A 12,687-nucleotide genomic window follows, 5' to 3' on the forward strand; every position below is an offset into this window, starting at 1 on the left:
GGTGTAAGCGTAGCGAGAAGCATCTCACGTAAACCCCTCAACCGGCGACCGCAGGTAGGGAAGGATAGGTCAGTGGCCAAGAGCAGGAGCACGCAGCCGGCGAAGACCGCGGCGCCGAAGCTCAGTCGCGAGCTGATCATCGAGACGGCGTTGCGGCAGATCGATGTCTCCGGCGCGCAGAGCCTGTCGATGCGGTCGCTGGCGCAGGAGCTCGGTGTCGAGGCGATGTCGCTGTACCGTCACGTGCACGGCAAGGAGGATCTCCTCGAGGGGGTCGTCGCCCTGCTCATGGGTGACCTGCTGTCGAGTCTGGACGCCCAGCTCGCTGAGCATTGGCAGGGCTATCTGCAGACCACCGCCCACCAGGTGCGGCAGATCGCGATCAAGCACCCGAAGGTCTTCCCGTTGATCGCGTCGCGGCATCCTGCAGCGCCGTGGCTGCGGCCGCCGTTGCGGAGCATCGAGGTGGTCAATGCGTTCCTCGCGGCGCTGATCGGGCACGGCTTCACCGACCAGCAGGCCGTCGACGCCTACCGGTCCTTCAGCAGCTTCCTCCTGGGGCAGCTGCTGCTGGAGGCGGCTGTCCGAGGAGCAGCGACCGGCCCCGTCGGCGAACCTCTGGACGAAGGGGGCGCTTCCATCCCCGAGCAGGACGGCACCCGCACCCTCGAGGATGCGCCGGAAGTGTTCCGCCTGCGGGCCCTGCTCAGCGAGGATCGCAGCGACGAGGAGTTCGAGGTCTCGCTCGAGGCGCTCCTGGACCGCCTCGCGCAGCATGTCGCGCACTGACCGACCCCCGGCATCGTCGGCAGGGCTCTTCGCGGCTCGGGATGCCTGTCTTCAGGCGCTGGCCACCAAGCGGGCCATCTCAGTGCGGCGGATAGGGCGGCTCAGCAGGTAACCCTGCGCGCGGTCGCACCCCAGCCGGGTCACCTTGGCGAGCTGCTCGGCGGTCTCGACGCCTTCGGCGACGACGCGGATGCCGGCGTCATGAGCACGTGTCACGGCATCCGAGACCACTTCGGAGGCCTCCGGGGAGTCGTCGACGATGAGAGCCCGGTCGATCTTCAGTTCCGTGGCGTGCAGCCGCTTGGCCTGGGTGAGCGACGCCTGCCCGGCACCGAAGTCATCGATTGCGATGCCTATGCCGAGCCCGCGCAACCGGTCCAGCCGTGCCACGAGGGCGGGGGCGTCGCCGATGCGACGACCCTCGGTGATCTCGAGCGTCAGGTGCCGCGCAGGGCGCCGGATGCGGTGGATCATCCGTTCCATCCAGGTGGTGAAACCGGCGCCTTCCAACTGGGCGGGGGAGACGTTGACCGAGAGATCGATGCCCCACTCGGTCATCGCTCCCATGGCCTGCGTGGTCATGTACCGGCCGATGTCGTGGATGGTGCCGTCCTCTTCGGCGACCGGGATGAACTCATTGGGGCCCACCGTGCCCCACGTCGGGTGGTGCCAACGGCAGAGCGCCTCGGCGGCGACCAGCCGGTTCGTTCTCAGGTCGATCTGAGGCTGGAACCACGCCGCCAGTTCGCCGCGGCTCAGCGCGCGCCGCAGCGCACGCGTCATCTCCGCGATCTCGATCACTGTGTATCCGCCCCAGTCCGGGCGAGCACTCGGTCTCGCCGCGGGTGCCCCCATTCTTTCAGGAGGCTCGTGGCCGCCTGACGTGTTGACACGAGGTCGCGGCCGGGTTAGGGCACTACCGGTAGTTGACGAACTGGAGGTCGACGTCGAGGTCGGCGGCCTTCAGCAGGCGCTGCACCTCCTGCAGGTCGTCGCGGGACTTGGACTGCACGCGCAGCTCGTCGCCCTGGATCTGCGACTTCACCGACTTCGGGCCCTCGTCGCGGATGATCTTCGAGATCTTCTTCGCGTTCTCGGACGAGATGCCGTCCTTGATCGTCGACGTGATCCGGTACTCCTTGCCGCTGGCGACCGGGTCGCCGGACTCCAGGCTCTTCAGAGAGATGCCCCGCTTGATGAGCTTGGACTGGAACACGTCGAGGACCGCCTTCGCCCGCTCCTCGGAGTTGGCCTTGATGAGCACGGCCTCGCCGCTCCACTCGATCGAGGCGCCCGTGCCCTTGAAGTCGTAGCGCTGCTCGACCTCCTTGCGGGCCTGGTTGAGCGCGTTGTCGGCCTCCTGGTGGTCGACCTTGCTGACGATGTCGAACGAGGAATCTGCCATGGCCGGAAGTCTATCGGCGGGCGGACGGCTGGCGGAGAGTGGGATGCCGCTTTCCGGGCATGCGCGCGTTGCTGAGCGAGTCGTCGGCTGGAAGCGGTTCCAGTTCTCGCAAGATCACGAGGAGATATCGATTGGCTTCGCCCACCTTGTCCTGATTCACCGCATGATGCAGAATGTAAGCGCTTGCAGATTCGTGCAAGCCGAAGAACGGCCTTCATCGGTGCCACCGCACCGGCCGAGGGCCGGTTCAACTCACCAGCACTCCAGAGAGGCACACACCGATGAGGGTGAACATGAAGCGCGCGCTTGCCACCGGCGCGTTCATTGCAGGGAGCGCGCTGCTGCTCGCCGGCTGCGCCGGCGGCGGCGCGGACAGCACCGACGGGGGCGGGGGCGAAAGCGAAAGCGATGCCACGCTGACCGTCTGGGTCGACCAGAACCGCGCAGACGCGCTCGAGGGCACCATCTCGGACTTCGAGGAGGAGAACGGCGTCACGGTCGACCTCGTCGTGAAGCAGAACGAGAAGATCCGCGACGACTTCACCGCGCAGGTGCCGACCGGCAAGGGTCCGGACGTCACCATCGGCGCCCACGACTGGCTCGGCTCGTTCGTGCAGGACGGCCTCGTCGCGCCGATCGAGCTCGGCGACTCCGCGTCCGCATTCCAGGAGGTGGCCATCTCCGCCTTCACGTACGACGGCAAGGTCTACGGTCTGCCGTACGCGACCGAGAACGTTGCGCTCATGCGCAACGCGGATCTCGTGTCCGAGGCGCCTGCCACCTTCGACGACATGATCGCCGCCGGCACCGCCGCGGGCACCAAGTACCCGTTCGTCGTCGGACTCGACCCGGCCAACGCGGATCCGTACCACCTGTACGGCTTCCAGACCTCGTTCGGCAACTCCGTGTTCGCGCAGAACGCCGATGGCTCGTACGACGGTTCTCAGCTCACCGTCGGTGACGAGGCCGGCCAGGCGTTCGCGGCGTGGCTCGGTCAGCAGGGCGCGGCGGGCGCGATCAACCTGAACCTCACGCAGGATCTCGCGAAGGAAGCGTTCAACGCGGGCGAGTCGCCCTTCATCCTCACCGGCCCGTGGAACACGACGGACGCCGAGGCCAAGGGCATCAACATCGCCATCGACCCCATTCCGACCGCGGGCGGCGAGACCGCATCGCCCTTCGTCGGCGTGCAGGGCTTCTACGTGAACGCCAAGTCGGAGAACGCGCTCCTGGCCAACCAGTTCCTCGTGAACTACATCGGCACCGAGGAGGTCCAGTACGCCCTCTACGAGGCGGGCAACCGGCCTCCGGCGCTGACTTCCGCGTACGAGAAGGCGGCTGAGGACCCGATCATCAAGGGATTCGGCGATGTCGGCGCGACCGGGTTCCCGATGCCGAGCATCCCCGAGATGGGATCGGTGTGGGAGTTCTGGGGCGTCGCGGAGGCGGCGATCATCGGCGGTGCCGACCCTGCTGCCACCTGGACGAAGATGGCCGAGGACATCCAGGCCAAGATCGACGGCTGACGCCCGTGCGGTGGGGGGGGGGGCCGGGGCCCCCCCCCCCCCCCACCCCCGTTTAGCGCCCCCCCCCCGCGCGCGCCCGTGGGCGCGGGCCGACCGCCGCGGCCCCTCAGAGGCCCGCGCAAAGCCCCCCAATGACCGCGGGCTCCCGCCGGGGGGGGGGGGGGGCCACTGGCCCCCCCCCCACCGCAGCACGTCTTTATCGCACCACCCCGAAGGAGTCGACGATGGCCGGTCCCGTCCTCGAGGAGACCACGTCCCCCGCCAGAACACCGGACGACCGATCCCGGCTCCGTCGGCAGAAGCGGGCGACCGCCCTCGCGGAGGCGGCTGGACTGGGCTGGAAGATCTGGCTGGTCAAGATCCTCCTGCTCGGCCTCATCGACGCCTTCGCGGTCTACGGCATCCTCATCCTGGCGTTCCAGGGCGAGTGGCTCGTGCCGCTGATCATCGCCGCCGTCACCATCGCGGTAAACGTCATCTATCTGGTGCCGGGCCTGCTGCCCGCGAAGTACCTCACGCCCGGCATCCTCTTCCTGCTGGTCTTCCAGATCTTCCTCATCGTCTATACGGTCTTCATCTCTTTCACGAACTACGGCTCCGGGCACAATTCGACGAAAGAGGATGCGGTCAATGCGCTCCTGCTCCAGTCCCAGACCCGCGTCGAGGATTCGCCGGCCTTCCCCGTCACCGTGCTGGAGCGCGCGAACGAGTTCTTCTTCCTTACCACCGACCCCGACACCGGCGACTTCGTCGTCGGCGGGGAGGAGCAGCCGCTGGAGCCGGTCGACGGTGCCACCGCCACCGGCGCACCGGGATACAACACCCTCGATCTCGGCGGCATCCTCGCCAATCAGGAGGCGATCGCCGGGCTCGCCGTTCCGGTATCGGAGGACCTCAACGACGGGTACCTTCGCACGACCGACGGATCGACCGCGTATCTCTTCACCTCGTCGCTGGAGTGGGATCCCGTCGCTGACACGATGACCGACACCACCACCGGCGTCGTGTACAGCGACATCGGCACCGGCGCGTTCACTGCCGAGGACGGCACCGAACTGCTGCCCGGATGGCAGGTCGTGGTCGGCTTCGACAACTACGTCCGCGCCTTCACGGAGCAGTCCATCCGCGGACCCTTCATCTACGTCTTGATCTGGACGTTCGTGTTCGCGCTGCTCTCCGTCGCCACGACGTTCGCGCTCGGACTGTTCCTCGCGATCACGTTCAACGATCCGCGGATGAAGAGCAAGAAGTACTACCGCGTGGCGATGATCCTGCCTTACGCGTTCCCCGGGTTCCTTTCCGCGCTGGTGTGGGCGGGCATGTTCAATCAGGACTTCGGGATCATCAACGAGTGGTTCTTCGGCGGCGCGCAGATTCCGTGGCTGACCGATCCGCTGCTCGCGAAGATCGCGATCCTCGTCGTGAATCTCTGGATGGGCTTCCCCTACATGTTCCTCGTCTGCACGGGGGCTATCCAGTCGATCCCGGACGACATCCAGGAAGCAGGCAAGGTCGACGGCGCCAGTGCGTGGGGCATCTTCCGGCACATCAAGTTCCCGCTCCTGCTGGTCTCGGTCGCACCGTTGCTCATCTCGTCGTTCGCCTTCAACTTCAACAACTTCGTCCTCATCTACATGCTCACCAACGGTGGGCCGAGGTTCCCCGATGCGCCGATCCCGGTCGGGCAGACAGACATCCTCATCTCGATGGTCTACAAGGTGGCCTTCGTGGGCGGTCAGCGCGACATGGGGCTGGCTGCCGCGTTCTCGATCCTGATCTTCCTCATCGTCGGCGCGATCTCGTACATCGCGTTCCGGCAGACCAAAGCGCTCGAGGAGTTGAACTGACATGTCCACGGATCAGACCAGGGTGGGCGGCGCCGAGAGTCTCGCCATCGGGTTCGAGGCCGCTGCGGAGAAGGAGCGTCCGACCGCACCGATGCCGCGGCGTCCGTTCGGAAAGTACTTCCGCGAGACCGGGTGGCGCCACATCGTCGGCATCGTCATGGTGCTGTTCTCGGTCTTCCCGCTCGTCTACGTGCTGTCGGCTTCGCTGAACCCCGGCGGCACGCTGCTGACAGCGAACGGGCTGTTCCGGAACATCAGCTTCGACAGCTACGTCGCGCTGTTCCAGGATCCGAACTACCCCTACGGGCGATGGCTCGCGAACACGGTGATCGTCGGGCTGTCGACAGCTGTCGGCGCGGTCTTCCTGTCGGCGCTCGCGGCGTACGCGTTCTCGCGCATGCGGTTCACAGGACGGCGGTTCGGGCTGCTGTCGATCCTCCTCGTGCAGATGTTCCCGCAGCTCCTCGCCTTCGTCGCGATCTTCCTGCTCATGTCGGCGATCAGCGACGTCTTCCCGGCTCTGGGGTTGAACTCTCTCCTCGGGCTCATCATGATCTACCTCGGTGGTGCGCTCGGCGTCAACACGTTCCTTCTCTACGGGTTCTTCAACACCGTGCCGACGTCCATCGACGAGGCGGCGCGGATCGACGGAGCGGGTCATGCGCGGATCTTCTTCACGATCGTGCTCCGCCTGGTCGCACCGATCCTGGCCGTCGTGGTCCTCCTCGTCTTCCTCTCCACCTTCGCCGAGTTCGTCATCGCTTCCGTCGTGCTCATCGACCCCGCCAACCAGACGCTGGCCGTCGGGCTCTATCAGTTCGTCTCCAACGCGCAGTCGAAGAACTGGAGCGTCTTCGCAGCGGGCGCCGTGGTTGCGGCGATCCTGCCGATGGCGCTGTTCCTGTCATTGCAGCGATACATCGTGGGCGGACTCACCGCCGGCAGCGTCAAGTGACGCAGGCGGGCATGGACCGGGTGGACGAGGTCTCGCGCGGCGTCGTGTCGGCGCAGGACACGACCCCGGCCGACCCGGGTGGAGCCGGAGTGACGGCGCCGGAGCGGTTCGACGCGCTCAGCGCGGGGCTGGCAGCCGGAGTTCGCGCGCATCCCGGACTGGTCGGGCTCGTGCTGCTCGGCTCGGCGTCGGACGAGGCGCGCGCGCGGCGCGACGAGTGGTCGGACCACGACTTCTTCGCGCTGACGGCGGCCGGCCGCGGGAGCGAGGTGCGCCCCGACCTGTCCTGGCTGCCCGATCAGGATCGTCTCGTGCTCACCGCGCGCGAAGGCGAGATCGGGTTCGTCGCCGTCTACGACGACGGGCACGTCTTCGAGTTCGCCTTCTCGGACGCCGCGGAGCTCGCCGGCGCTCGCGCCGGAGACGCGACGGTCCTCGTCGACGACGAGGCGGGCACCACGGCGAGGCTGCTCGCGGAGTCGCGGGCGCGCGCCGCCGAGGACGACCGGTTCGACCCCGCGAACGACGCGCGGCTCGTGCTGGTGAAGCTGCTGATCGGTGTGGGGCGGGTGCGCCGCGGCGAGGTTCTGAACGGGAACGCGTTCATCCGGCAGTGGGCCGTGCAGCTGCTGGTGCGGGCCATCCGTGGACGGTTCGCCGCGGCATCCACTTCCCTCCGCGACGCGATCGATCCCGTGCGGCGCTTCGAGCGCGACTTCCCGGCGTGGGGAGGCGACATCGCCGCATCGCTGGATCTGCCCATCGAGGAGACCGCCTTCGAGCTGTACCGCCTCACGCGCCGGATCCTGGAGCCCGGGTGGGAGGACTTCCCCTCGCGGGCCGCCGACGTCGTGGCGGCACGCCTCGGCTGGAGCTGACCCGGCCCGGCGGATGCCGCGGCCGCCCTGAGATCGAGCGCGCGGGGTGGCGGAGGCATCCGTCGTTCGTAGACTGGGTCGGCGAGGAGGTGCCATGCGCCCGCTGACCGAAGATGATGTGCGTTCGTCGTTCGTGAACGCCTCACCCGACGAGCTGAGACTCGTCGCCCTGCCGCATGACTTCGTGCTGACCGACTGGGATCACCTCGATTTCCTCGCGTGGCGCGATCCGCGCACGCGCAGTCGCGGCTACGTGATCGCCGAGATCGACGGAGAGCCGTCGGGCGTCGTGCTGCGTGCGGCCGAGGGCACATCCCGCGGTCGGGCCGCGATGTGCAATCTGTGCCACACCATGCAGCCGGCCGACCAAGTCGTGATGTACACCGCGCGGAGGGCCGGCGAGGCGGGCGCGCACGGTGACAGCGTCGGCACCTACATCTGCGCGGATCTGTCCTGCCACGAGACGGTGCGGCTGGCCGCTCCGCTCGCGCCCAACGAGGTGCGGGCGAGCGTCGACCGCAAGATCGACGGCACGCGGCGCCGCGCCGAGGCGTTCGTCGGGCGGGTCCTCGAGACGGCGGGGGTCCCGCGATGACCGTCGTGGTGGTGGGTGACGCGCTCATCGACGAGCTCCGCGACGACCACGGCGTGCGCGAGTTCGTCGGCGGCGCCGCGCTGAACGTCGCCGTGGGCCTCACTCGTCTGGGCGTGCCGGCGACGCTGGTGGCGATGCTGGGCGATGACGAGCCGGCCTCACGCGTGCGGCGCTATCTCGCGGACTTCGGGGTGGACCTCATCGCGACGCCGTCGCTGCTGGGGACGGCGCGGGCGGTCAGCACGCGGTCCGGGGGCGGTGAACCGGTGTACGAGTTCAACGAGGCCTCTCAGCAGCGCCGCATCCGGTTCGGTGACGCCGAGCGCGCGGCGATGGCCGATGCCGACCTCGTGGTGATCAGCTGCTTCGCGTTCGACGATCCCGAGCAGACCGCCGAGCTGGCGGAGGCGGTCGACGCGGCGGGGGTCCCGGTCGCGGTCGACCCGAACCCCCGCACGGGCATGATGAGCGACAAGGCGGAGTTCGTGCGCGGCTTCGAGCGCCTGGCCTCCGGCGCGGCCCTGGTGAAGGTGGGGGAGGACGACGCGGCGCTGCTCTACGACGACCGACTCGACGTGCTGCGCGCCCGGCTGATCGACCTCGGTGCGCAGGCGGTGCTCGCCACCGAGGGGCCCGCGGGCGCCACGATCGAGGCCGGCGACGTGGTGGTGACCCGGCCGATCTCGAGCCTCCCCGGCCGCATCGTCGACACGATGGGCGCCGGCGACGCCGCGTTCGCCGCGACGGTGGCCGTCCTCGTGGACGGCGCTCCGGTGGACGAGGACGGCTGGGAGACGGCGCTGCAGACCGCGATGGATGTCGCGGCCGCGACCTGCCGTTTCGAGGGTGCCCTGCTGCGCACGCCGAGCGCCCTCGACGGCATGGACCTCGATCGCATCGGCACGTGACGGCATCGGCACGTGACGATGGACGGGCGCGGGCCGTGACGGCCACGGGTGGCCGCCGATTTCTGACCTCGCGCATCTACGCGTAAGATTGTGGATCGCGCCTCCGGTCGTCTGGAAAAGTCGGACGGGTGCGCACTCGGCGAGTTACCCAAGCGGCCAAAGGGATCTGACTGTAAATCAGCCGGCATAGCCTTCGGGGGTTCGAATCCCTCACTCGCCACCCGAGATCAGAAACGCGTCCCGCTTGCGGGGCGCGTTTCCTCGTTGCGCAGCATCCAGCGAAGACCGAGCCCGGTCAGCACCGCGACGGTCGCCGCCATGAGCGCCCCGCCGACCGCGAAGAGCCCGAACACGACCGCGGCGGGCGTCGACTCGTCGACCCACGGCGACGGCAGGAACGTGAAGACGATGCCGATCAGCCACGCGACCATGTTGATGGGCACCCACCACCACGATCGGGGCACGCCCGCCCGTGCGAGCACCGGGCGCTGAGCGAGCGGGATGGTCGCCAGCAGCAGGAGTGCGGCGGGCGCCGCCACCGCCCAGGTCGACGGCGATGCCCAGTCGATGTCGGCACCGAGATCCGCGAGAGTCGACGGCAGCATGCCGATCGCCCACGCGACGGATGCCGCCACCGCCGTCACCGCTGCCCACCGGCCCACGGGCACCTGGGCGCGCGACCCCCGGGCGCCGAGCGCCTGGCCGACGCCCAGCAGCGCGCCTTCGCCGGCGCCGAACACGACGAGAATCGCCCACGCCGCCCAGCCGCTCAGCCCGAGCGCCGACGCCAGCGCGAAGGCCGTCACCGGGATCAGGAAGCCGAGACCCTCACCCAGCACCGTGAATCCCACCCACCGCGCCAGCCGCAGCGCCGGCCTCGCAGCGAGCCCCGGCGCCGGCCCGGGCGAGGAGCTCTCCATATGCACACGGTACGAGCCGTCGGGCGGGGACGCACCCCCGATCCCGGCGCGCCTCCGCGGATCTCGAACCGGGGATGCGCGCGTGTCAGGATGGGCGTGCCGGGTCCACCGCCCGCGTCACGAGAGGAACGCCATGACCGCGCCCGATCCGTATGCGACGCCACAGCAGGAGCGCGGCGACGCCTCCCTCTCGCCGCTGCTGCGAGCCGCCATCTGGGTGGCCATCGGTGCGCTCATCGCCGCAGCCATCGTCTGCGTGGTGTGGGTGCTGGTCGGCTCGCAGAACGGTCTCGTCGGGCGCGCCTTCCTCACCATCCTGCTGCTCGTCGCATTCGCGGGCGTCGCGATCCTGGACGCCCACCTCGCACCGCGGCGCCCCGCGTGGTTCGCCCTCGCCAGCATGGCGTCCTGGATCATCGCGCTGCTCCTCGGGGCGATCATGATCTGGATGCCCGAGCGCTTCCCGTGGCTCGGCGTCTCCCGGTTCATCCAGTTCCTGCTGATCGTGCTCATCCTGCAACTGGTGCTGCTTCACCTGCGCCTCTACATCAAGGCGTTCCAGCGGTACGACACGACGTTCACGCGTGCCGTGGTCATCGTCACGATCGCACTCGTGGTCGCGCTCGCCGCGCTCCTGATCATCCCGCTGGCCTTCGGGGAGTGGCTGTCCCTCGCCGACCTCTACTGGCGCATCGTCGTGGCGGTCGCGATCCTGGCGGCCGTCGGAACGGCACTCGTGCCGCTGGTGAACGTGCTCTTCGCACCGAAGCGGCCGCGAACGCACCCGCACCCGGTGCCCCCGCCGCACGCGTCCGGCCCGGTGCCGGCGGCTCCGGTGGCATCCGCTCCCGCGACGCAGGAGCTGCTGCCGTGGCCGACGTATGCGGACGGCGGCACGCCGCTGCCCATGCTGCCCGATGGGTCGCCGGACTGGAACGCCTACTACACCGGCCACCCCTCGCCGGGGGCGCACGTGTTCACGCCGCTCGCACCGGCCGTCGCCGAGCCGTCGCCCGCGACCGCCGGAGCGCCGGCTCCGCACGGCGATGCGCCGCAGCCCGCCGCGGAGGCGCCGGCCCAGGCGCCGGAGCGTCCCGGGTACGAGGGCTACCCGCCCCCGCCGCCGCTTCCGCCGCGCCCCTGACCGTCGCGGGGCCGGCTCACCCGGCGAGCAGCTCCAGCGCGGCCATGGCGGCGTTGTGGCCGCCGAGCCCGCTGACCGCGCCGCCGCGTCGCGCGCCCGATCCGCACAGCAGCACGGACGGGTGGGACGTGGCGACGCCCCACCGCTCGGCGGGAGACCGCAGCGGCTCGTCGTCGTCCGCCCACGGCCACGAGAGCGGGCCGTGGAAGATGTCGCCGCCGACCATGCCGAGGGAGCGCTCGAGGTCCGCCGTCGTCCGCGCTTCGACGCACGGCGTGCCGTCAGGCGCTTCGAGCACGCAGTCGGAGATCGGCTCGGCCAGCACGGCGTCGAGCGAACGCTGGGCCGCGGCGAGGAGCTCGGCGCGCGCGGCATCCGGATCCCGCCCCTGGAGGAGCCGGTGCGGCACCTGCAGACCGAAGAGGGTGAGTGTCTGCGCCCCCGACCGCCGCAGGTCGGGTCCCAGGATCGACGGGTCGGTGAGCGAGTGGCAGTAGATCTCGGCGGGAAGCGGATCCGGAATGCCACCGCTCGCCGCCGCGGCGTGCGCCGCGTCCAGCTGTGACAGCGTCTCGTTGACGTGGAACGTGCCGGCGAACGCCGCCTCGGGCGCGACGCGCCGGTCGCGGAGGCGGGGGAGTCGCCGCAGCAGCATGTTGACCTTCAGCTGGGCGCCCTCCGGTCGCGCGGCGTCGGCATCGCCCGCCGAGCCGCCCGCTCCACCCGCGGCGAGGAGGTCGGCGAGCACCGCCGGGCCGGCGCCGCTCAGCACCAGCCGGGCGTGCACGGTCGAGTCGTCGCCCAGCTGCACCTCGCCGTCGGGCGAGACCGCGACGACTTCGCTCTCGGTGCGCAGCTCGGCACCCGCCCGCGCCGCGGCCCGTGCGAGCTCCGCGGACACCTGCCCCATGCCCCCGACGGGCACGTCCCAGTCGCCGGTGCCGCCGCCGATGACGTGGTACAGGAAGCACCGGTTCTGGCGCAGGTCGCCCTCGTCAGCCGCGGCGAACGTGCCGATCAGGCCGTCCGTGAGGGCGATGCCGCGCGCGAGGTCGGTGCCCAGCGACGACCGCAGCAGCCCGCCGAGCGGCTGCTCGATCAGCTCCGACCACAGACCGTCGTCGCCGAGACGCGCGCGCAGCTCGGATCGACGCCGCAGCGGTTCGGTCATCGAGGGGAACAGCAGGCGGGCGACCGGCGAGAGCCGTTCCGAGACGGCGGCGAACCGCTCGGCCTCCGCCGTGTCGCCGGTCACCTGGGCGAACGATTCCGCGGTGGCCGCGGCATCCGCGTTGTCGATCAGGATCCCTCGCGACGGATCCGCGGGGTCCGGCGTGTACGACGAGTACCGCCGGCGGAGCAGACGGATGCCGAGCCCGAGGTCGCGCACGATGCTCCGGGGCAGCAGGCTCACGAGGTAGGAGTAGCGCGACAGGCGCGCGTCAACGCCGTCCCACGGGCGTTCGGACACCGCTGCCCCGCCCAGGTGGTCCAGCCGCTCCAGGACGACGACCGACCGGCCGGCGCCGGCGAGGTAGGCCGCGGCGACCAGCGCGTTGTGACCGCCGCCCACGATCGCGACGTCGTAGGTGCGGTGCGGGACTGCGTCGGCCATCCCCTCACGCTAGCGAGACCCCGTCGACGACAGCCACACCCGGCCCGGCACCGGGCACCCGGCACCGGCACCGGGCACCGGGCACCGGCACCGGGCACCGGGCGC

12 protein-coding genes and 1 tRNA gene are annotated in these 12,687 nt (G+C 70.0%); 9 read left to right on the forward strand and 4 right to left on the reverse strand.

What is annotated here, in order from left to right; all coding sequences use genetic code 11:
* Window positions 1-72: 72 nt before the first annotated feature.
* Complete coding sequence (locus V6R91_RS06720; RefSeq protein ID WP_336394807.1) at window positions 73-789, forward strand: TetR/AcrR family transcriptional regulator C-terminal domain-containing protein; 717 nt, start codon at window positions 73-75, stop codon at window positions 787-789.
* Window positions 790-840: 51 nt separating this feature from the next.
* Here V6R91_RS06720 and V6R91_RS06725 read toward each other — a convergent pair whose 3' ends face one another.
* The gene (locus V6R91_RS06725; protein ID WP_336394808.1) at window positions 841-1,590 is read right to left on the reverse strand and encodes an EAL domain-containing protein; all 750 of its coding nucleotides are present in this window, start codon (window positions 1,588-1,590) and stop codon (window positions 841-843) included.
* A gap of 115 nt (window positions 1,591-1,705) precedes the next feature.
* Window positions 1,706-2,194, reverse strand: a complete 489-nt coding sequence (locus tag V6R91_RS06730) for a YajQ family cyclic di-GMP-binding protein (protein WP_109211358.1) — start codon at window positions 2,192-2,194, stop codon at window positions 1,706-1,708.
* 281 nt (window positions 2,195-2,475) lie between these two features.
* On the opposite strand from V6R91_RS06730, the gene V6R91_RS06735 reads away from it, so the two are divergent.
* The 7 genes from V6R91_RS06735 to V6R91_RS06765 all read left to right on the forward strand — a co-directional run bounded on the left by V6R91_RS06735 (window position 2,476) and on the right by V6R91_RS06765 (window position 9,123).
* Window positions 2,476-3,720 carry a sugar ABC transporter substrate-binding protein gene (locus tag V6R91_RS06735; protein ID WP_336394809.1) on the forward strand — a complete coding sequence of 415 codons (1,245 nt, stop codon included), beginning with the start codon at window positions 2,476-2,478 and terminating at the stop codon, window positions 3,718-3,720.
* A 224-nt stretch (window positions 3,721-3,944) separates the two neighbouring features.
* Complete coding sequence (locus tag V6R91_RS06740) at window positions 3,945-5,567, forward strand: ABC transporter permease subunit (protein WP_336394810.1); 1,623 nt, start codon at window positions 3,945-3,947, stop codon at window positions 5,565-5,567.
* Between the two features lies 1 nt (window position 5,568).
* Window positions 5,569-6,522 carry a sugar ABC transporter permease gene (locus V6R91_RS06745; protein ID WP_378883489.1) on the forward strand — a complete coding sequence of 318 codons (954 nt, stop codon included), beginning with the start codon at window positions 5,569-5,571 and terminating at the stop codon, window positions 6,520-6,522.
* Window positions 6,523-6,533: 11 nt separating this feature from the next.
* Window positions 6,534-7,400 carry a hypothetical protein gene (locus V6R91_RS06750; protein ID WP_336394811.1) on the forward strand — a complete coding sequence of 289 codons (867 nt, stop codon included), beginning with the start codon at window positions 6,534-6,536 and terminating at the stop codon, window positions 7,398-7,400.
* A 94-nt stretch (window positions 7,401-7,494) separates the two neighbouring features.
* Complete coding sequence (locus V6R91_RS06755) at window positions 7,495-7,995, forward strand: FBP domain-containing protein (RefSeq protein ID WP_336395059.1); 501 nt, start codon at window positions 7,495-7,497, stop codon at window positions 7,993-7,995.
* Window positions 7,992-8,903: a PfkB family carbohydrate kinase gene (locus V6R91_RS06760; protein ID WP_336394812.1), complete on the forward strand. Its 912-nt coding sequence runs from the start codon at window positions 7,992-7,994 to the stop codon at window positions 8,901-8,903. The genes V6R91_RS06755 and V6R91_RS06760 overlap by 4 nt, the downstream gene beginning before the upstream one ends.
* 138 nt (window positions 8,904-9,041) lie before the next feature.
* Window positions 9,042-9,123, forward strand: a tRNA-Tyr gene (locus tag V6R91_RS06765).
* Between the two features lie 7 nt (window positions 9,124-9,130).
* On the opposite strand, the gene V6R91_RS06770 is transcribed toward V6R91_RS06765, so the two are convergent.
* Complete coding sequence (locus V6R91_RS06770; RefSeq protein ID WP_336394813.1) at window positions 9,131-9,823, reverse strand: hypothetical protein; 693 nt, start codon at window positions 9,821-9,823, stop codon at window positions 9,131-9,133.
* A 133-nt stretch (window positions 9,824-9,956) separates the two neighbouring features.
* Here V6R91_RS06770 and V6R91_RS06775 point away from each other — a divergent pair, with 133 nt between their 5' ends.
* A complete protein-coding gene (locus V6R91_RS06775; RefSeq protein WP_336394814.1) occupies window positions 9,957-10,967 on the forward strand; it encodes a hypothetical protein in 1,011 nt (336 codons plus the stop codon).
* A gap of 16 nt (window positions 10,968-10,983) precedes the next feature.
* On the opposite strand, the gene V6R91_RS06780 is transcribed toward V6R91_RS06775, so the two are convergent.
* Window positions 10,984-12,582, reverse strand: coding sequence for a phytoene desaturase family protein (locus tag V6R91_RS06780; protein ID WP_336394815.1), 1,599 nt, complete (start codon window positions 12,580-12,582; stop codon window positions 10,984-10,986).
* Window positions 12,583-12,687: the final 105 nt, after the last annotated feature.

The organism is Microbacterium sp. CCNWLW41 (genome assembly GCF_037083505.1).